This window comes from Sphingomonas sp. LH128 (assembly GCF_000293195.2).
GTDB classification, from domain to species: domain Bacteria; phylum Pseudomonadota; class Alphaproteobacteria; order Sphingomonadales; family Sphingomonadaceae; genus Novosphingobium; species Novosphingobium resinovorum_A.
Genome location: NZ_ALVC01000338.1, coordinates 14,958 through 34,923, shown reverse-complemented (window position 1 = coordinate 34,923; position 19,966 = coordinate 14,958). Strand labels below are relative to the sequence as shown.

Here is a 19,966-nt window from a genome sequence, read left to right as displayed (position 1 = left end):
TGAGCGGAATTTCTCAATGCCGCTTACCCTTTCTCCGCTCGTCCTGAGCTTGTCGAAGGACCACAGTGCCACGGTGCATCCATGACGCGCGACCTCATCGGCTACGGCCAGACCCCGCCCGACCCGCAGTGGCCGAACGGTGCCCGAGTGGCGGTGCAGTTCGTCGTCAACTACGAGGAAGGCGCCGAGAACTCGGTGCTGAACGGCGACAAGGGCTCAGAGGCGTTCCTGTCGGAGATGGTCGGCGCCGCCAGCCACCCGGACCGGGCGATGGCGATGGAGAGCCTCTACGAATACGGCAGTCGCGCCGGGTTCTGGCGCCTCCACCGCCTGTTCACCGAGCGCGGCCTGCCCGTCACCGTGTTCGGCGTGGCCAAGGCGATGGAGATGAATCCCGACGCGGTCGCGGCGATGCTGGCGGCGGACTGGGAGATCGCCAGCCACGGCCTGCGCTGGATCGATTACCAGTACCAGCCCGAGGAAGTCGAACGCGTTCATATTGCCGAGGCCATCGCGCTCCACGAAAAGCTCACCGGCCAGCGCCCGTTCGGCTGGTATCAAGGCCGCACCTCGCCAAACACCGCGCGGCTGGTGGCCGAGGAGGGCGGCTTCGCCTACGACGCGGACAGCTATGCCGACGACCTGCCTTACTGGGATACGAAGTACGGCAAACCGCAGCTGATCGTACCCTACACCCTCGACGTCAACGACATGAAGATCGTTGCGCTCAACGGCTTCACCGAGGGCGAGCAGTTCTTCCGCCACATGCGCGACACCTTCGACCAGCTTCGTGAAGAAGGCGGAAGGATGATGTCGATCGGCCTTCACGCTCGCATCGCCGGCAAGCCCGGCCGCGCGCGGTGGCTGGCGCGGTTCCTCGACCATGTCACCGCCAGCGGCGACGCCTGGGTGGCGCGGCGCATCGACATCGCCCGGCACTGGATGGAGGTGCATCCTCATGCGGATCAATGACCCCGTGCGCCTCGCCGAAGTCAGTCACGCCTTCCACGCCTACGAGACGGCGCTGATGGCGGACGACATCCCGGCGATGGACGCGTTGTTCCACGATGCGCCCACCACCAACCGCTACGGCGTGGGCGAAGTGCTCTATGGCATCGAGGCAATCCGCGCGTTCCGAAAGGGACGCGGCGGGTCTCCGCAGCGCAAGCTGGGGAAGGTCGCGATCACCGTTTACGGCGATACTTTCGCCACCGCCGATGCCGAATTCTTCCGCGAAGGCTCCGCCCCTGAAGCTGCTGGCCGCCGGGGGCGCCAGACGCAATCGTGGGTGCGCTTTGCGGACGGCTGGAAGGTCGTTTCCGCTCACGTCAGCCTTGAGGGGAGCACATCGTGACCGCGCTGTTCGAACACAGCCCCTGGGTGGAAGAGCGCGCCGACGCACGGCCGTCTTCCGGCGATCGTCATGCCGATCTGATGGCGGTCCTGTATGTCGCCAGCCCGGACGAGCAACTCGCGCTGATCCGCGCCCACCCGGAACTGGCGGGCAAGGCCGCGATCGACCGCACCCTGACCGAGGCCAGCACCGCCGAGCAGGCCAGCGCCGGGCTCGACCGCCTGACCCCTGAGGAATATGCCGAGTTCCACCGCCTGAACGCCGCTTACCGCGCAGCGTTCGACTTCCCTTTCATCATCTGCGTGCGCCTGACCGACAAGGCTGGTATCCTCGCCGCGATGGACCGCCGCCTCGCGAACGACCGCGAGACCGAAGTGGCGACCGCGCTGGAGCAGATCGGCGAAATCGTGCGCCTGCGCCTGGAAGACATGACATGACTGACAAGATCGGCCTTCCTGCGCTCGAGGCGCAGCTTGCCCGCGAGCTGGAGTTGATCGGCTTCGCTCGCCCCGAATGGGTGCGTAGGCGCGCGGTCGAGGGCGCGCCGGTGCTCGATGTCGCGGTGATCGGTGGGGGGCAGTGCGGCCTCTCCGCCGCATTGGGCCTGAGGCGCGAAGGCGTGACCAACGTGCGCGTCTTCGACGAAAACGAAGCCGGGTTCGAAGGGCCCTGGGAAACGTATGCGCGCATGGTCACGCTGCGCACGCCCAAGCATCTGAACCCGATCGATTTCGGCGTGCCCTCGCTGACCTACCGCGCATGGTGGGAAGCGCAGCACGGCGCGGCGGGCTGGCAGGCGGTCGACAAGATCGCGCGCGGCGACTGGATGGAGTATCTGCGCTGGTATCGCCGCGTGCTCGACCTGCCGGTGGAGAACGGCGCGAAGCTCCAGCGGATCGAGCCGGTCACGGCGCATGGCGTGCATTGCCTGCACTTCTCTGACGGCAGCGTGGCGCTGGCGCGCAAGGTGGTGCTGGCCACCGGCATCCAGGGCGGCGGCGAATGGCACACCCCGGCGATGGTGCGCGACAACCTGCCCCGGCACTTGTGGGCGCACACCAGCGAGCCGATCGACTTCGCGGCACTGCACGGCAAACGCATCGGCGTGCTGGGCGGCGGCGCCTCGGCCTTCGACAACGCCAACTTCGCCCTGACGCAGGGCGTGGCGGCGGCGGAAGTGTTCATGCGCCGCAAGGAACTGCCCCGCATCAACCCGATCCGCTTCATGGAGCGCGTCGGCTTCACCGCTCGCTACCCGGCGCTGGACGATCAGACCAAATACGCGGCAATGGACGCTTTCCTCGGTCACAACCAGCCGCCGACGAACGACACCTTCGAGCGTGCGGCGGCATGGCCCGGCTTTGCCCTGCACCTCGGCGCGCCTTGGCTGGACGTGAAGGAACATGACGGGTTGGTGCGCGTCACGACGCCGCACGGGCATCACGACTTCGACTTCGTCGTCGTCTCCACCGGCCTCCTCAGCGATCCCGGCCTGCGTCCAGAACTGGCGGACGTGGCCGACCTCATCGCCCGCTGGTCCGATCGCGTGACGCCTCCGGGCAAGCCCAATGCGCTCATCGATGCTCACCCCTATCTCGGCACCGCTTTCGAATTCCTGCCGCGCGATGGAGTGGACGGCGCGCCGCTGCACGGATTGTTCGCGTTCAACTATTCGGCGCTGGTGAGCCTGGGGCTCTCCGCCTCGGCACTGTCGGGCCTGCACAATGCGCTGCCCCGGCTGGTCAAGGGCGTGGCCGACCAACTCTTCCTCGACGACCGGGAGGCTCTGGTGGCCGACTTTCTCGACTATGACGAGCACGAATTCCTCGGCCAGTGGCCGCGTGAGGAGGAGACGGTCGCATGAGCAGTCTGTCCACGCACGTCCTCGATACGACACACGGCGCTCCCGCGACGGGGATTTCCCTGTGTCTCGAAACCGGGTCGGGCACGATCCTGTTCACCGGCGAGACCAATGCCGACGGCCGCTGCCCGGGTCTCCCGGCGCTGCCGACCGGCACGTATCGCCTGACTTTCGCGGTGGCCGCCTATTTCCGGGGCAAGGGGATCAAGCTGCCCGAGCCGCCGTTCCTCGACCATGTCTCGATCGATTTCGGCATTGCCGACCCCGATGCGCATTACCACGTACCGCTGCTGGTCTCGCCTTTCGGCTACTCCACCTACCGGGGCAGCTGACGTGCCGGTGCGCTTCCTTCTTGATGGCGAAGTGGTCGAACTGGACGCGGTCGATCCGACCGCGACGGTGCTCGATCACCTGCGCTACACGATGCGACGCACCGGGACCAAGGAAGGCTGCGCCGAGGGTGACTGCGGCGCCTGCACGGTGCTGGTCGGCTCGCTGGAAGGCGAGGGCGTGGCATGGCGCGCGGTCAATTCCTGCATCCAGTTCCTGCCGATGCTGGACGGCAAGGCGGTTATGACCGTCGAAAGCCTCAAGGACGATACCGGCACGCTCAATGCCTTGCAGGAGACGATGGCCTGCAACGGGAGTTCGCAGTGCGGCTTCTGCACGCCGGGCTTCGTCATGTCGCTGCACGGCCGCACCATCGGCGCGCGCGGCTGCGATCTGCCGGTAGAGGATGTGATCGCGGGCAACTTGTGCCGCTGCACCGGCTATGGTCCGATCATCGAGGCCGGGGAAGGTGCCGGATCTTGCGAGCAGGACGATACGAGGGTGATCGCCGCGCTCAAGGCGCTGGAGGGCAGCGCTTCGGGCGAGTGGCGGGGCCGCCGCTGGTTCGCGCCGCGCACCTGCGATGAACTCGCTGTATTGCTGGCCGAACATCCCGACGCGCGTTTGGTGGCTGGGGCTACCGACGTGGGCCTGTGGGTAACCAAGGGCCTGCGCGATCTGGGCACCGTGATCTTCCTCGGCGGCATCGCCGAACTCGCGGCGATCGAAGAAAGCGACGATGCGCTGACCCTCGGTGCGGGCGTGCGTTACGCCGATGCGCATGCGGCGATGGCTCGATTGCATCCGGACCTCGGCGAACTCGTGCGCCGCATCGGGGGGCTTCAGGTACGCAACGCGGGGACCATAGGGGGCAATATCGCCAACGGTTCGCCGATCGGCGATGGCCCTCCGGCGCTCATTGCACTCGGTGCCGAACTTACGCTGCGCAGCATGGCGGGGCGGCGGACGATGGCGCTGGAGGATTACTTCCTCGCTTACGGCAAGCAGGACCGGCAGCCTGGCGAGTTCGTCGAATCCGTGCGCATCCCGCGCCCTCCGGCGGATGCGGTGATCCTGATTTCCAAGCTCTCGCGCCGGTTCGACAGCGACATCTCGGCGGTCTGCGGCGCCTTCGCGCTGCGCGTCGAGGACGGCGTGATAGAAGAGGCGCGCGCCGCGTTCGGCGGCATGGCGGCGACTCCGAAGCGGGCCGGCACGTGCGAGGCCGCGCTGATCGGCCAGCCTTTCGCCGAAGCTACGTTCGCCGCCGCTGCCGAAGCACTGAAAGCCGATTTCGAACCCCTGACCGACGTGCGCGGCTCCTCCGCCTACCGCGTCGAGGCCGCTGCGAATCTCCTACGTCGTCTCTGGCTGCGCTCGCAGGGCGTCGCGACTTCCGTGCTGGAGGCTGTCGATGGCTGAGCGCGATCCCGCCTGGAAGGTGCTGCCCAAGCCCTCGCATCCGCACGACAGCGCGCGGCTCCATGTCGCGGGCGAGGCGCTCTATGCGGACGATCTGACCGAACCTGCGGACATGCTGCACCTCGCCTTCGGCCAGTCGAGCGAGGCGCGCGCGCGGATCGTCTCGATGGACTTGTCCGAGGTGCGTGCGTCTCCCGGCGTCGTCGCAGTCTATACTGCCGCCGACATTCCCGGCGCGAACGACGTCAGTCCGGTAGCGGGCGACGACCGGCTGCTCGCCGATGGGGAAGTCATCACCCACGGGCAGGCGGTGTTCCTCGTGGCCGCGACCAGCCAGCGCGCGGCCCGCATCGCCGCGCGTCTCGGCCGCATCGCGTACGAACCGCTCCCAGCCGCGCTCACGGTCGCCGAGGCGCAGGCTGCCGGATCGCACATCGAGCCCGCGCAGCGCATGGCCCGGGGCGATGCTCCTGCCGCGCTGGACGCCGCGCCGCACCGCCTTTCGGGCCGCTTCGCCATGGGCGGGCAGGATCACTTCTACCTTGAGGGCCAGGTCTCGGTCGCGACGCCGGGCGAGGACGGGCAGGTCCACGTCCTGTGCTCCACCCAGCACCCGAGCGAGGTCCAGCACCTCGTCGCGCACATGTTGCACGTATCGTCCGCCGACGTGACGGTGGAGGTGCGGCGCATGGGCGGCGCGTTCGGCGGCAAGGAGACGCAGGCCGCGCTGTTCGCCGCCGCCGCCGCGCTCGTTGCCAGCAAGACCGGTCGCCCCGCCAAGTTCCGCGTCGATCGCGACGACGACATGGTCATGACCGGCAAGCGCCATCCCTTCGATGTCGCCTACGAGGTCGGCTTCGACGACGCGGGCCACTTGCTGGCGCTGTCGCTGCACCTCGCCTCGGCGTGCGGGGCGACGGTGGACTTGTCCCCGGCGATCAACGACCGCGCGATGTTCCATTCGGACAACTGCTACTTCCTGCCCGACGTCGAAGTCGTGTCCGAGCGTTTGAAGACCAACACCGTCTCGGCCACCGCCTTCCGCGGCTTCGGTGGGCCGCAGGGCATGCTGGCGATCGAGCGCGTGATCGACGACGTGGCGATGGCGCTGGGCCGCGACCCGCTCGATGTGCGGGTGCTGAACCTCTACGGTCCGGGGCGCGAGACGACGCCTTATGCGATGACCGTGGCCGACAACGTCGCCCCGCAGATCATCGCCCGGCTGCGAACGACTTCGCGCTACGATGAGCGGGCGAAGGCGATCGAGGCTTTCAATGCCGCCAATCCCGTTCTCAAGAAGGGCATCGCGCTGACCCCGGTGAAGTTCGGGATCAGCTTCACCACGACCCATCTCAACCAGGCCGGCGCGCTGATCCACGTCTATGCCGATGGCTCGATCCAGGTGAACCACGGCGGCACCGAAATGGGGCAGGGCCTCTACACCAAGGTCGCGCGGGTGGTGGCCGACGTTTTCGCGGTGCCGATGGAGACCATCCGCATCACCGCGACCCGCACCGACAAGGTGCCCAATACCTCGGCCACGGCGGCCAGTTCCGGCGCGGACCTCAATGGCATGGCGGCGCACAACGCGGCGATGACGATCCGCGACCGGCTGACGGACTTCCTCGCCCGCACTTACAGCTTGGAAGAAGGCGAGGTGCACTTCACCCCCGGCGGCGTGATCGTCGGCGCGGAGACGCTGGATTTCGCGCAAGTCGCGCGCAAGGCGCATATCGGGCGCGTGTCGCTGTCCTCGACCGGCTACTATGCGACGCCGGGGATCGAATACGACCGCTCGGTCTTCAAGGGGCGTCCGTTCTATTATTTCGCTTATGGCGCGGCGGTGAGCGAGGTCGTGATCGATACCCTGTCCGGCGAGCACAAGGTTCTGGCTGTCGACATCATCCACGATGTCGGCCGATCGCTGAACCCGGTGATCGACAAGGGCCAGATCGAGGGCGGCTTCATCCAGGGGCAGGGCTGGCTGACGAGCGAGGAACTCGTGTGGGACACCAAGGGGCGACTGCTTACGCACAGCCCCGCGACGTACAAGATTCCCACCGCCTCCGACCGGCCGAAGCATTTCTCTGTGACTTTGTGGGATGGCGAGAACGTCGAGCCGACCATCAACCGCTCCAAGGCGGTGGGCGAGCCGCCGTTCATGCTGGCGATCTCGGTGTTCTCGGCGCTGAACCGCGCCGTTGCCGCGACGGTGCCCGGCCGGCGCGCGTTGCCGCTGCTCGATGCGCCCTGTACGCCTGAGCGTATCCTCAAGGCGATCGCGGCGTTTTCGGCATGACGCAGTGGATCGGCTGGCTGCGGCGGCTGGACCGGACGGTCCCGACCGCGATGGTGTCCGTGCTTGCCAGCGAGGGCTCTGCCCCGCGCGGGGCGGGCACGCGGATGCTCGTTACTGCGCAGGGACAGGAAGGGACCATCGGCGGCGGCCAGTTGGAATACCGCGCGGTCGAGCAGGCGCGCGCAATCCTGGGTCATGCGCCGGGCACGTGGCGGGTGCAGGATTACCCGCTCGGCCCGCTGCTGGGGCAATGCTGCGGCGGCCGGGTGCGGGTACTGGTGGAGCATCTCGACACCGGGGCGCTCGACTGGCTGCATGACGCCGAGCCCGGCCGGATGCTGGTGACCAGCTTTGCCGAAGACGCCGTGGAACGCCGCGTGTTCGAGCGTGAAACGGTCACCCGCCAGTCCGCGCGCGGCGGCAGGCCCGAAGTCGGCGCTCGCATTGTAGAGCCGGTCGGCGAGCGTCCGCGCCCGGTCTATCTGTTCGGTGCGGGCCATGTCGGGCAGGCCATCGCTCGTCACATGACCGGGTTGCCGCTGCAACTCGCGTGGTTCGACACTCGGCCCGAGCAGGCGCATATCGACGGTGTGACGCTGGTGGCCGAGGAAGACATCGCGCACTGCGTCGCCGAGGCTCCGGCCGACGCGGCCATGCTGATCCTGACGCACGACCATCCGCTGGACTATCACCTGACGCTGGCGGCGCTGGGGCGTGCCGAGTTGCCGGCGTTCGTCGGCCTCATCGGTTCATCCACCAAGATCGCCCGTTTCCGGTCGCGACTGACGGCGGACGGCATTTCACCGGAGGCACTGGACCGCCTCACCGCGCCGATCGGCGTGCCCGGCGTCTCCGGCAAGGAGCCGGACGTGATCGCCATCGCGGTCTGCGCGCAGCTGCTGCAATTGAGAGGAAAATGATGAATATCGATCGTCGTCCCGGACGTGATCCGGGACCGGTGGCAGTCCTTGGGCGCGAAGCATCGGCAAAGCGCCTGGCCGAAAAGTGGGCTGTTCACGGCCAGCGGTCCCGGATCACATCCGGGACGACGCGCGCATGATCCGCGCCTATCGCGCCGAACTGCTCTCGGTCCCGCATGACGCGCCCGATGCCGTGCGGCATGAACCCGACGGCCTGCTCGTCGTCGAGGATGGCGTGGTCATCGCGCGCGGCGCTTACCCGGACCTCGCGGACAAGTATCCCGATGTCGAAATGCTGCCCGGCCTCGTCGTGCCCGGCTTCATCGACGCGCACGTCCATTACCCCCAGACCGACCGCATCGCCTCCTACGGGGAACAGCTTCTCGACTGGCTCGACAAGCACATCTTCCCGGCGGAAAAGGCGTTCGCGGACAAGGCCCACGCCGATGCCGTGGCGGCGTTCTTCCTCGACGAACTGCTGCGCAACGGAACCACCAGCGCGCTGGTTTATCCCACCGTCCACGAACAGTCGGTCGATGCCCTGTTCGAGGCCGCGCTGGAACGGCGAATGCGCATCGTTTCCGGCAAGGTGCTGATGGACCTCGGCCCCGAAGGCCTGCAGGATACCGTCGCTTCGGGACGGGCCGAAACCGAGGCGCTGATCCGGCGCTGGCGCGGGCGGGGCAGACTGGGCTACGCGGTGACCCCGCGTTTCGCGCTCGCCTCCAGCGATGCGCAGCTGGCCGACGCAGGCGCGCTTCTGGCCAAGCATCCCGACGTGCTGATGCACACGCACTTGTCGGAGAACGTCCACGAAGTCGCCGCCGTCGCCGCGCGGTTCCCGGACAGCGCCGACTACCTCGATGCTTACGACCGCTTCGGACTGGTCACGCCGCGCTCGGTCTTCGCGCACGGCATCCACTTGTCCGACCGGGCCTGCACGCGCCTGCACGAGAGCGGCGCGGGCGTGGCAGTCTGTCCTTCGTCCAACCTGTTCCTTGGGTCCGGACACTTCAACTTCGGACAGGCGGACCGGCATGCGCTGCGGCTGGGCCTGGGCACCGACGTCGGGGCGGGGACGTCGTTCTCGATGCTGCGCACCGCCGGGCTCGCCTACCAGGCCGCGCTGGCCCGCGAGGACCGGCTCGATCCGTTCCGCGCGCTCTATCTCGCCACGGCGGGAAGCGCCTCGCTGCTGCACATCGCCGACCGCGTGGGGGCGCTGGAAGTGGGGCAGGAAGCCGACTTCGTCGTGCTCGACAGCGCCGCCACGCCGCTGATGGAGCGACGGACAGAAGGCGCGGACCTTGCCACGCGGCTCTTCGCACTCCAGATCCTCGGCGACGAGCGCGCCATTTCCCGTACTTACCTGCTGGGCGAATGCGCGTACAAAAGGACACCATGACCGATCTTGCCCAGTTTATCGCCGGCCTCCCCAAGGCCGAATTGCACCTCCACATCGAAGGCAGCCTCGAGCCCGAACTGATGTTCGCACTGGCGCAGCGCAACAACGTCGCCATTCCTTACGTCTCGGTGGAGGAGGTGCGCGCCGCCTACGACTTCTCGAACCTGCAGGATTTCCTCGACATCTATTACGCGGGCGCCGACGTGTTGCGCACCCGCGCGGATTTCCATGACCTCGCGATGGCGTACTTCACGCGCGCTGCGGCGGACGGCGTTGTCCATGCGGAGATCATGTTCGATCCGCAGACCCACACCGATCGCGGCATTCCCTTTGCCGAAGTGATCGAGGGCCTGTTGTCGGCAATGGCGGCGGCCGAGGCCGAATTCGGCCTGACGTCGCAGCTTATTCTCTCGTTCCTGCGCCATTTGCCGGAAGAGGCCGCCTTCGCCACTCTGAAGATGGCCGAGCCCTGGCTGGGCAGGATCACGGCGGTGGGGCTCGACAGTTCGGAAGTCGGCCACCCGCCCGCCAAGTTCGCCCGCGTCTTCGCGGCGGCGCGCGAAAAGGGCCTGAAGATCACCGCCCATGCCGGGGAGGAAGGCCCGCCCGCCTACGTCCACGAGGCGCTGGACCTGCTTGGCGTCGACCGCATCGACCACGGCAACCGCGCGCTGGAGGACGAAGCGCTGGTTGCGCGCCTCGCAGCCGAGGGAATGACGCTGACGGTCTGCCCGCTGTCGAACCTCAAGCTCTGCGTGGTGAAGGACCTTGCCGATCACCCGCTGGACCGGATGCTGGCGGAGGGCTTGAAGGCTACGGTGAATTCCGACGATCCGGCTTATTTCGGCGGCTACGTGGCGGACAACTACCGGGCCGTCGCCGAGGCGAGGGGGCTTTCGCGCGATGACCTGGTGACGCTGGCGCGCAACAGCTTCACCGGCTCTTTCCTGCCGCAGGAGATGGTCGCACGGCATGTCGAGCGGCTGGAGGCTTACGCCGCAGGGTAACCTGCCGTCGTCCCGGACTTGATCCGGGACCGGTGGCTGTCTTTAGGTGAGAGCTTGCAGCGCGTGCAGCGAAGTGGGCTGTTGATGGCCAGCGGTCCCGGATCAAGTCCGGGACGACGAGGATTAAACTTTCGCCACCGGGTTGATCCTCACTCGCCAGCCTGGCCATGCTTCGCGCTATGGAAAAAGGCGGCTTCAGCTACATCATGGCGAACCGGCCCTTCGGCGTGCTCTATGTCGGCGTCACTAACGACATTCATGTTCGGATGCACCAGCATTACGAAGGGCGCGGATCGCGTTTTTGCCAGCGCTACGGTATCGACCGGCTGGTGCTGGTCGAGCCGCATGGCTCCATTCAGGAGGCCATCGCGCGCGAAAAGCAGCTGAAGGCCTGGCGGCGAGAGTGGAAACTGGAATTGATAGAACAGGTCAATCCGATATGGGATGACCTGTCCGGGTTGTTGTAAATCGGGCTCTAAACGTCCTGAGCGCCGAGCCAGTGCTCGTTTTCGGGCGGGACGAAGTTGACGATGCGATCGATCATCGCCTCAGGGTCCTTCTCGACGATCAGCATCGCGCGGTGGCGCGGCTGGAGGAAGCCTTCCTCCACCACGTTGTCGATGAACTGGCCCAGCCCCGAGTAGAACCCGTTGACGTCGAGCAGGCCCACCGGCTTGTTGTGATAGCCGAGCTGCGTCCAGCACCACGCCTCGAACATTTCCTCGAACGTTCCGATGCCGCCGGGCAGGGTGACGAAACCGTCCGAGAGGTTGGCCATCATCGCCTTGCGCTCGTGCATGGTCTTGACGACGTGAAGCTCGGTGATGCCCTGGTGGTCGTGCTCGCGCGCGCGCAGGGCCTCGGGGATGACGCCGATGACTTCGCCGCCCGCCGCGCAGGCCGCGTCCGCGACCACGCCCATCAGGCCGACCATGCCGCCGCCGTAGACGAGGCCGATGCCGCGCTTGGCCAGCAGCGTACCGAACTGGTGCGCAGCTTCGCGATACAGGGGATTAACGCCCGCAGAGGAGCCGAGATAGACGCAGATCCGCATGATCAGCCAAGCCTCTCGGGGACCGAGCGCGCTTCCTCGACGATGGCGTCCTTGGTGCCGACCGATTCCCACGGGAACACGAACCAGCGCTTGTCCTCGTCACGGTCGATGGCGTCGACGTAGAGTTCGGCCACGGCCTTGGAACGGGTGTTGTTGATCAGCACCGCGAAGCACAGGTTTTCGGCATCGCAGCCGTTGTCGCCCAGCAGATTGCGGATGTACTCGATGGTGCCGCCGCTGTCGTTGATGTCGTCGACGAAGAGCAGGCGCTTGCCCTCGGCGGTCATCCCTGCGACCTTGCCGAGCAGTTCGTCGGCAAAGCCGGGAACCTTGGCCGAGTGGTCGATCGACAGCATCGGCACTTCGAGCTGGTGCGAGATGTAGACCGCCGGCACGAGGCCGCCGCGGCCGACGCCGATGATGAATTCGGGCTGCCATTCGCCTTCGCGGATCTTGCGCGAGAGCACGCGGACTTTGGCGAGGAAGTCCTCGTAGTATTCGAGGTAATGCAGTTGCGGTTCTTCGGTCTGGCTCATGCGGAGCGAATCCTGTCCGGCGATGTCGGGAAAGGTGTGCCGATAGGGACACTATGGCGCAAGGGCAACCGGGTGAGCAGCATCATGCGTCGTTCTCTTCCGTCGAGAGCATCGATTCCACATAGCTGAGGCCCGCGAACCCGTTCTCGATCTCCGACAGAACGAGACTGGCCGCATAGGAAGGGGTGCGCGCGGAGTTGGTACAGAGCGCCAGCGTCATCGGCCGCAGCAGCGCGTCGGAGATGCGGGTGAAGGACACCTGGCCCGCTTGCACTTCGGTGATCACGTCGAGGGAGGACAGGATACCCACGCCCGCCCCGGCCTGCACCAGCGAGGCGATCATCTGGATGTTGTCGGAGGTCGCGATCCGGCTCATGTCCATGCCTGTCGTGCCTTCGAGGACGGCGATCTGCTGGCTGATCGCCAGAACTTCGGCCGGGACGATCAGCGGCTCGCCGATGGCGGCGGAGAAGCGGGCCTCGGACAGTTCGCCCAGCGGGTGCCCCGGCGGCGTGATGAAGCCCAGAACCACTTCCACGAAGGCGCGTACCGTCAGGTCGCGGTAGCTGTGCGGTTCGAACAGGATGCCGAAATCGACCTCGCCGCTGGCGACGGCTTTGCGCACCTCGTCGTTGGCCTGAACCTTCACGCCGACGGTAATGCCCGGATACCGTTCCTGCACCGAGCGGACGACCGAGGGAATGTAGCCCTTGGCCAGCGCGTCGATGATGGCGAAGTCCACGTGACCGCGTTTGAGCCCGCGCAAGTCCTCTATCTGCGCGCGGATGTCCTGCATGTTCTTCTGCCAGCGGTTGCCCGCCGCCATCATGATCTCTCCCGCCGCCGTCAGGCGCAGGCCGGTGGGCAGACGCTCGAACAGGGGTGTGCCGATCTCCGCCTCGACGTTGAGGATCTGGCGGGCGATGGCGGAGGCCGAGACATTGAGTTCGTCGGCGGCCTTGCGGATCGAACCGTGGCGGCCGACGACCATGAAATAGCGCAGAAAACGGGAAAAGGCGGGCATGGCGACTTTAGACCTGCTCTAATTTTTGCAACGGACCGTGGGATTCATTGCGTTTGCTAGCACTATCTCCTGTGCCGTACCACCGCTAGCAATACCGGAAGGTGCGATCCGACGAACGCGATTTCCCGATCCTCTCCCTACAGGGGGATCGTCGGTCGCCGGAGCCGCACTTTTGGTAAGGGGGCGCGCCGGTGCCGGGTGAATCCACCGAACCTGCGCGGGTGCGCCCCCCGTTCTCGGGGTTCTAGTTACAATGATTGCTTATCGATCCGGCCGCCCCTTGAGGGCTTCCTTGCGTGCGCTGGCGCTTGCCGCAGCAGCGGGCCTGCTTGCGCCCGTCGCTGCGGCAGCGGCGGAGCCTGCCTTGCCGGAAATTCCCAAGGTCACGCCGATTCCGGTGAAGGTCATCGTCGTCGCCACGTTCGAGCCGGGCGAGGACAAGGGCGATGCCCCAGGTGAATTCCAGGCCTGGGCCGAGCGCGAGCATCTCGACGAGGTGATCCCGGTCAAGGGCACGCTCCACCCGCTGCGCCGCAATGCTGACGGGCTTTATGGCATGGTCTGGGGCAGCCCGGACACGATGATCGGCAGCGTGTCCGACCAGCTGACCGCGCTGCTGATGGACCCGCGCTTCGATTTCACGAAGACGTACTGGCTGTTCACCGGCATCTCCGGCGTCGATCCGCAGCTGGCCTCGGTCGGCAGCGCAGCGTGGTCGCGCTGGGTGGTCGACGGCGACAAGCTGCGCGAGTTCGACGACCGCGAAGTGCCGAAGGACTGGCCTTATGGCTTGTTCGCGATCGGCGCCGACAAGCCGAACACTCTGCCCGGAGCCACCCAGGACTTCGCCGGCTTCACGGACACCCGCAAGCTGTCGATGTCGGCCGAGCTGAATCAGGGGCTCGCTTACTGGGCCTATGGTCTCAGCAAGGACGTGAAGATCCCGGACTCGCCGGAGCTTCAGGCCGACCGCGCGCGCTGGAAGGGCTGGCCCAATGCGCAGAAGCCGCCGTTCGTGCTGATGGGCGAGACCTTGGGCGGCCTGCGCTACTGGCATGGTCCGAGCCGCACGCAGTGGGCGCGCGACTGGGTCAAGCTGTGGACCGGCGGCAAGGGTCGCTTCGCCATGACCAACATGGAAAGCCAGATCCAGCAGGGCTCGATCCTGATCGCGGCCAAGAACGGTCTGGTCGATGCGAACCGCGTCATGGTGCTGCGCACCGGCTCCAACCCCTCGATGCCGCCTCCGGGCATCTCGGCAGTCGAGAGCGTCGCCAACGAAGGCGCAGGCCAGAAGGCCGCGTTCGAGGCGAACTATCTCGTCGGCGCGCCGGTCGTGCACGAACTGCTCAAGCACTGGGACAAGTACGAGAACGCGGTGCCGGAGGCCCCCGTACCGTGAGGCGCCTCATTTCCACTTTGCTGACGACGCTGGCCTTGCCTCTCGCGGCTCCGGCGGCGCATGCGGACGAGGCGGCGGCGTCTGCCATGCTCGACGAAATGGCGGGCAATGCCGGGCGGCTGCGCGTGTTCCTGCAGGCGATGCCCAAGGGCGGCGATCTGCACAACCACCTCGGCGGTTCGGTCTATGCGGAGGACTTCCTCAAGGTCGCCGCCGCCAAGGGCATGTGCGCGGACGCCGGGATCACCCGCATCGTGCCGGGGTCGTGTCCCGCCGAACTCCAGATCGGTCCGATGGCCGAGAAGGACCCGTTCACTTACGCGAAGCTGATCGACGCGATCTCTACGCGGGGCTTCCAGAAGGGCATCGGCCCGGCTCTGGTCTCCGGCCACAACCAGTTCTTCTCCAGCTTCCGCAAGTTCGGTCCTGCGGCGGACGGAGAGGACGCGCGCTGGCTGGCTGACGCTTTCGCCAGCGCGGGCCGCAACAACCTCGTCTACGTCGAACTGATGCACAATCCGGACAGCACGACGCCATTCATGCTGTCCGCGCCCGATGCTCCGCTGGGCGTCGATGGTATTGCCGCCGCCTACAAGCGCGACCTTCCGGCGGCTCAGGCGCTGGTCGCGCCGGCTATCGCGGAAGTGGACGAGGAGGAAGCCTTCGCGAAGAAGCGCCTCGGCTGCGGCACGAAGGCGGCCGATCCGGGCTGCGGCGTCGCGATGCACTACATCTACTCGGCCATGCGCGGGTTGCCGCCGCAGGTCGTGTGGCGCTCGATGCTCGCGGGCTTCGTGCTGGCGGACAAGGACCCGCGCTTCGTCGGCGTCAACATCGTCATGCCCGAGGACGATCCGGTCGCCTTGCGCGACTATGACCTGCACATGGCGATGTTCCGCTTCCTCGAAGCGAAGTATCCCAAGGTCAACGTCACCATGCACGCGGGCGAACTGGCGCTCGGGCTGGTGCCGCCCAAGGATCTCGAGGGCCATATCGGCAAGGCCGTCGCCTCGGGTGCCAAGCGCATCGGCCACGGCGTCGACATTGCCTATGAAGTCAACGCCCCGGAAACCCTCGCCCGCATGGCGCGGGACGGGATCGGGGTGGAGATCAATCTCACCAGCAACGCCGTGATCCTGGGCGTGGAGGGCGGCGTCCATCCGCTGCACCTCTACCGCTCGATGGGCGTGCCGGTGATGCTCTCCACCGACGACGAGGGCGTGCTGCGTTCCGACATGACCAACGAGCATGTCCGCGCGGTGCAGCAACAGGGGCTGCACTACACCGACCTCAAGGAACTGGCGCGCAACAGCCTGGAATATTCCTTCGCACCGGGCGCAAGCCTGTGGGCGGACCGCCGCTATGGAGCAGTGGTGGCGCCGTGCGCGACGGATTTCACGGCCGGGTCCTGCAAGGCATTTCTCGCAAAGAACGAGAAGGCCACGCTGCAGGCACGGCTGGAAATGAACTTCGACCGGTTCGAGCGCTCGCTCGACCGGTTCAAGGCCAGACAGGGAGCGGCGGGGGACTGAATTCCCCGCCGCGATCGCGGATGCTTGCCGTCAAAGCAACGGCGCACCGTAAACAGGGAACTGCACAGGGAAGTGCGGGAGAGGAGGGACACAACAGCACGCGGCGGGCGGCAAGGACCGTTCCCGCCGTATCAAGGGGGCATACCATGAGGGATATGATCCGTTTCACTGCGCGCAAGACGGTATTGGCCGCGGGCGCGCTGCTTTGTTGCACTGCACTGACGACACCGGCTTTGGCTCAGGCGGCCGCCGATGAAACGACCGAGGACGGCAAGGACATCGTCGTCACCGGTTCGCTCGGCGCTCTGCCGATCGAGGGTGTCGGCACCGTCTTCGGCTTCGACAAGACCGTGACCGAGACGCCGCGTTCGGTCTCCACCATCAGCGCCGAGCAGATGGAACGCTTCGGCATTACCGACATCTACGACCTCGTCGCGCAGTCGCCGGGCACGTTCACAAACTCGTTCTTCGGCGTCGGCGGCGCGCTCGACATTCGCGGTACTCCGGGCGAAATCTACTTCCGCGGCATGCGCCGCCTCGACAACCCCGGCAACTACCCGACCCCGATCGGCGCCTCCGAGCGCATCGACATCGTGCGCGGCCCGGCCTCGCCGATCTATGGTCCGTCGAAGACCGGCGGCTACATGAACTTCGTGCCGAAGTCGGCGCGCGTGCAGGGCGGTTCCTACCTCGCCAGCCCCGAGGGTGAGGTCACCATGACCGGCGGCAGCTGGCGCAAGGCCGATATCAAGGCCGAAATGCGCGGCCCCGGCAAGATCGGCACGCAGGAATTCGGCTACAGCCTGTTCGCGGAAGTCGAGGATTCGGGCAGCTACTACGACAACATGTCGACCCGTCAGACGATCCTGCAGGGTTCGTTCGACACCGACCTGACGCCCAACCTGCGCCTCGAATTCGGCGGCATGTACCAGAACTACAAGGGCCAGCAGAACGGCGGCTGGAACCGCCTGACGCAGGACCTCGTCGACAACGGCACGTACATTACCGGCTCGGCAAAGCCGCTCGACACCAATGGCGACGGCCAGATTTCGCAGGGCGAGATCAACGCGGCGGTTCCCGGCGGCATGTCGATCTTCGGCGGCTTCGCCTGCGGTGGCGGGGTGTTTGCATCGTCGATCACGGACGCATGCTTTACTAGCTCGCCGAACAGCGCGCTCAACCTGACCAACGTGGGCACCGCCAAGCTCAGCCGCCGCAAGACGCTGACCGGCAAGAACGATCGCCTCGATAACAAGGGCAGTACGCTTTACGCCGACCTGATCTGGAAAGGTGCCGGCGATCTCGAGATCAAGAACCAGTTCTTCTTCGACTCGTACGACAACATCAACGAGAATTCCTACGGCTTCTCGCAGTTCCACGATTCCTATGCGATCGAGAACAAGGTCGTCATCTCGGACAAGTTCGAGAACGATATCGGCAAGTTCGCATTCCAGGTATCGCCGTCGATCCGCTACACCAATTTCAAGCACGGTGACGATTTCAACTACGAATACTTCCATCGCGTCGACCTGACCGTCGGCTACACCCCGGCGTCGGATCGCCTGCTCTCGACCGAGTGCGACTGCGATTACACCAACTATGTCACCGGCCACTACACCGATTACTCAATCGCCGCGCTGGCGGACTTCGACTTCAGTTTCGGTCTCGATGTGACGGTGGGTGCCCGTTACGACTACCTCAAGGCGAAGTCGGCCTACAACATCGGCAAGATGGAAGCGGCGCAGGTCGCATCCAATCGGGCGGACGGCATTCCCGACAGCGCCAGCGGTAACAAGGGCGCATGGTCGTGGTCGGCCAGCGCCAACTACAAGCTGCCCTACGGCCTGATCCCCTATGCCACGATCGCGCGCCAATCGACCGTGATCGCCGGGCAGGGTGCTGAACTCTATCCGGGCGACATCGCCGGACAGACCTTTGTCTCGGCCTCCAAGCTCTACGAAGGCGGCCTGAAGGGAAGCTGGCTCGATGATCGCCTCTATGCGGCGGTGTCGATCTACAAGCAGAAGCGCACCGACTACAACATCCAGTCGGTCACGGTGAACCAGTCGGTCGAGACCAAGGGCCTGGAAGCCGAGTTCCGCTGGTCGGTGGACAAGCACCTGCTGATCACCGGTGGCTACACGCGCACCAAGGTCTACAACCTGACCGCGCTGACCAATGGCACGCTGTTCAGCTTCTTCGGCATCGAGGATCTGGTCAACGTCAGCGATCCGTCGCTCTACCTCGGCGGCCAGCCGATCGGCCTCGTGCCGATCACCAGCAAGAGCGACTCGCGCCGTGCCGGTATCCCGACCAACCTCTACTCGCTGACAGCGACGTATGCCTTCGACAACGGCCTGGCGCTGAGCGCCAGCGGGGTGAAGGTGGACTCGGTGTACTCGGGCCAGTCGCAGGCGGTGAAGCTGCCCGCTTACACCAAGATCGACGCGGCCATCTCGTACGAGACCGGCCCGTGGCTCGCCCGTCTGGTCGTGAAGAACGTCACCGACAAGAAGTACTTCCGTGCCAACTTTACCGAACTGTTCGGCTCCACGATCGTCCTGCCGGAGCTGCCGCGCAGCTTCCAGGCCTCGTTGACGTACAAGTTCTGATCCCCCGAGAGGGAGCGTCGGCGATCGCCGGCGCTCCCTTCTTGCGGTTTGAATCGAAAGGTTACCCATGCGCTCCCAGACGCTCGCGACTCTCATGGCGGGCGCCGTGCTCGCTGCGGCCACCCCGGCGTTCGCCGCCGATGCCACGGCATCGCCCCCCACGACTTCCGCCGTCGCCGACTGCGATCCCGGCGCGCCTTGCGACCATCCGCTGCCGGTCAAGGTGGTGATCGTCTCGCTCTTCGAGATCGGCAAAGACGAGGGCGACGTCGCGGGCGAGTTCCAGCTGTGGAAGGCGCGCCGCGGCCTGACCCAGCGTATTCCCTTCCCGCAGTCGTTCCACGACCTCTACTACAATCCCGAGACGCAGGTGCTCGGCATGGTGACCGGGATCGGCACCGCGCGCTCGACGGCGGCGACGATGGCTCTCGGCCTCGATCCGCGTTTCGATCTGAGCCAGGCCTACTGGCTCGTCGCCGGCATCGCGGGCATCGACCCCGAGGATGCTTCGATCGGCTCGGTCGCCTGGGCGCGCTACGTCGTCGATGGCGACCTCGCGCACGAGATCGATGCGCGCGAAATCCCGGCCGACTGGAAGACCGGCTACTTTGCCCGTCACACCAAGGGGCCGAACGACAAGACCACGAAGCCCGATCCCTCGGGCGGCGAGATGTTCCAGGTCAATCCCAGCCTCGAGAAGTGGGCTTATGAGCTGACGAAGAACATCGAGCTTCCCGACTCTCCGGCGATCGCCGTGGAGCGCGCGAAGTTCGTCGATTACCCGCACGCGCAGGAAGCGCCCTTCGTCCTTGAGGGCGATACGCTCTCCGCCATGACCTTCTGGCACGGTGAGAAGCTGACCGACTGGGCCAACGACTGGGTTCGCTACTGGAGCGGCGGGCAGGGCGAGTTCGTAACTTCGGCGATGGAGGACACCGGCGTCATGCAGGCTATGACTTACCTCGACGCCGTGGGCCGCGCCGACCGTGACCGCGTGCTGGTGGTGCGCGCCGGTTCCAACTTCACGATGCCGCCGCCGGGCGTCGATGCGGCGACCTACCTGCTGCGCGAGAACGAGGGCTATGCCGGGCTCGAGGCGGCGGTGGAGAACCTCTACACCGTGGGCTCGAAGGTGGTCGACGAACTGCTCGGCAACTGGGACCGCTACAAGGACGCGACGCCCTGATTCAGATCGTCATTGCGAGCGT

Annotated in this window: 18 protein-coding genes; 15 read left to right on the top strand and 3 right to left on the bottom strand. The window is 66.2% G+C overall.

What is annotated here, in order from left to right; translation table 11 throughout:
• Positions 1-81: 81 nt before the first annotated feature.
• The 11 genes from puuE to LH128_RS23760 all read left to right on the top strand — a co-directional run bounded on the left by puuE (position 82) and on the right by LH128_RS23760 (position 11,065).
• The gene (puuE, locus tag LH128_RS23810) at positions 82-972 is read left to right on the top strand and encodes an allantoinase PuuE (RefSeq protein ID WP_008832248.1); all 891 of its coding nucleotides are present in this window, start codon (positions 82-84) and stop codon (positions 970-972) included.
• Positions 959-1,354 carry an oxalurate catabolism protein HpxZ gene (gene hpxZ, locus LH128_RS23805; protein WP_008832247.1) on the top strand — a complete coding sequence of 132 codons (396 nt, stop codon included), beginning with the start codon at positions 959-961 and terminating at the stop codon, positions 1,352-1,354. Before puuE ends, hpxZ begins: the two co-directional genes overlap by 14 nt.
• Positions 1,351-1,791: a 2-oxo-4-hydroxy-4-carboxy-5-ureidoimidazoline decarboxylase gene (gene uraD, locus LH128_RS23800; protein ID WP_008832246.1), complete on the top strand. Its 441-nt coding sequence runs from the start codon at positions 1,351-1,353 to the stop codon at positions 1,789-1,791. Before hpxZ ends, uraD begins: the two co-directional genes overlap by 4 nt.
• Positions 1,788-3,218 (top strand): FAD/NAD(P)-binding protein, encoded by a 1,431-nt coding sequence (locus LH128_RS23795; RefSeq protein ID WP_008832245.1) that lies wholly within the window; start codon positions 1,788-1,790, stop codon positions 3,216-3,218. The genes uraD and LH128_RS23795 overlap by 4 nt, the downstream gene beginning before the upstream one ends.
• A complete protein-coding gene (gene uraH, locus LH128_RS23790; protein ID WP_008832244.1) occupies positions 3,215-3,547 on the top strand; it encodes a hydroxyisourate hydrolase in 333 nt (110 codons plus the stop codon). Before LH128_RS23795 ends, uraH begins: the two co-directional genes overlap by 4 nt.
• A 7-nt stretch (positions 3,548-3,554) precedes the next feature.
• Complete coding sequence (xdhA, locus tag LH128_RS23785) at positions 3,555-4,967, top strand: xanthine dehydrogenase small subunit (protein ID WP_327195246.1); 1,413 nt, start codon at positions 3,555-3,557, stop codon at positions 4,965-4,967.
• Positions 4,960-7,266: a xanthine dehydrogenase molybdopterin binding subunit gene (gene xdhB, locus LH128_RS23780; RefSeq protein ID WP_008832242.1), complete on the top strand. Its 2,307-nt coding sequence runs from the start codon at positions 4,960-4,962 to the stop codon at positions 7,264-7,266. The genes xdhA and xdhB overlap by 8 nt, the downstream gene beginning before the upstream one ends.
• Positions 7,263-8,186: a xanthine dehydrogenase accessory protein XdhC gene (gene xdhC, locus LH128_RS23775; RefSeq protein WP_008832241.1), complete on the top strand. Its 924-nt coding sequence runs from the start codon at positions 7,263-7,265 to the stop codon at positions 8,184-8,186. Before xdhB ends, xdhC begins: the two co-directional genes overlap by 4 nt.
• A 136-nt stretch (positions 8,187-8,322) precedes the next feature.
• Entirely contained in the window at positions 8,323-9,591 is a 1,269-nt protein-coding gene (gene guaD / locus LH128_RS23770) for a guanine deaminase (protein WP_008832240.1), read from the top strand.
• The gene (locus LH128_RS23765; RefSeq protein WP_008832239.1) at positions 9,588-10,598 is read left to right on the top strand and encodes an adenosine deaminase; all 1,011 of its coding nucleotides are present in this window, start codon (positions 9,588-9,590) and stop codon (positions 10,596-10,598) included. The genes guaD and LH128_RS23765 overlap by 4 nt, the downstream gene beginning before the upstream one ends.
• Before the next feature lie 179 nt (positions 10,599-10,777).
• Positions 10,778-11,065 (top strand): GIY-YIG nuclease family protein, encoded by a 288-nt coding sequence (locus LH128_RS23760; protein ID WP_008832238.1) that lies wholly within the window; start codon positions 10,778-10,780, stop codon positions 11,063-11,065.
• Positions 11,066-11,073: 8 nt separating this feature from the next.
• Here LH128_RS23760 and LH128_RS23755 read toward each other — a convergent pair whose 3' ends face one another.
• From LH128_RS23755 to LH128_RS23745, 3 genes are all read right to left on the bottom strand, one after another.
• Entirely contained in the window at positions 11,074-11,652 is a 579-nt protein-coding gene (locus LH128_RS23755) for a TIGR00730 family Rossman fold protein (RefSeq protein WP_008832237.1), read from the bottom strand.
• Between the two features lie 2 nt (positions 11,653-11,654).
• Entirely contained in the window at positions 11,655-12,188 is a 534-nt protein-coding gene (locus LH128_RS23750) for a phosphoribosyltransferase (protein WP_008832236.1), read from the bottom strand.
• 82 nt (positions 12,189-12,270) lie between these two features.
• Entirely contained in the window at positions 12,271-13,212 is a 942-nt protein-coding gene (locus LH128_RS23745; RefSeq protein WP_008832235.1) for a LysR family transcriptional regulator, read from the bottom strand.
• Positions 13,213-13,504: 292 nt separating this feature from the next.
• Between LH128_RS23745 and LH128_RS23740 the strand changes: the two genes are divergently transcribed.
• The 4 genes from LH128_RS23740 (at position 13,505) to LH128_RS23725 (ending at position 19,944) form a co-directional block, all read left to right on the top strand.
• Positions 13,505-14,614, top strand: coding sequence for a purine nucleoside permease (locus LH128_RS23740; RefSeq protein ID WP_008832234.1), 1,110 nt, complete (start codon positions 13,505-13,507; stop codon positions 14,612-14,614).
• Positions 14,611-16,146, top strand: coding sequence for an adenosine deaminase family protein (locus tag LH128_RS23735; RefSeq protein WP_037521099.1), 1,536 nt, complete (start codon positions 14,611-14,613; stop codon positions 16,144-16,146). The genes LH128_RS23740 and LH128_RS23735 overlap by 4 nt, the downstream gene beginning before the upstream one ends.
• A gap of 146 nt (positions 16,147-16,292) precedes the next feature.
• Positions 16,293-18,758, top strand: a complete 2,466-nt coding sequence (locus LH128_RS23730; protein ID WP_155986137.1) for a TonB-dependent siderophore receptor — start codon at positions 16,293-16,295, stop codon at positions 18,756-18,758.
• Positions 18,759-18,825: 67 nt separating this feature from the next.
• Positions 18,826-19,944 (top strand): purine nucleoside permease, encoded by a 1,119-nt coding sequence (locus LH128_RS23725; RefSeq protein WP_008832231.1) that lies wholly within the window; start codon positions 18,826-18,828, stop codon positions 19,942-19,944.
• The last annotated feature ends 22 nt before the right edge of the window (positions 19,945-19,966 follow it).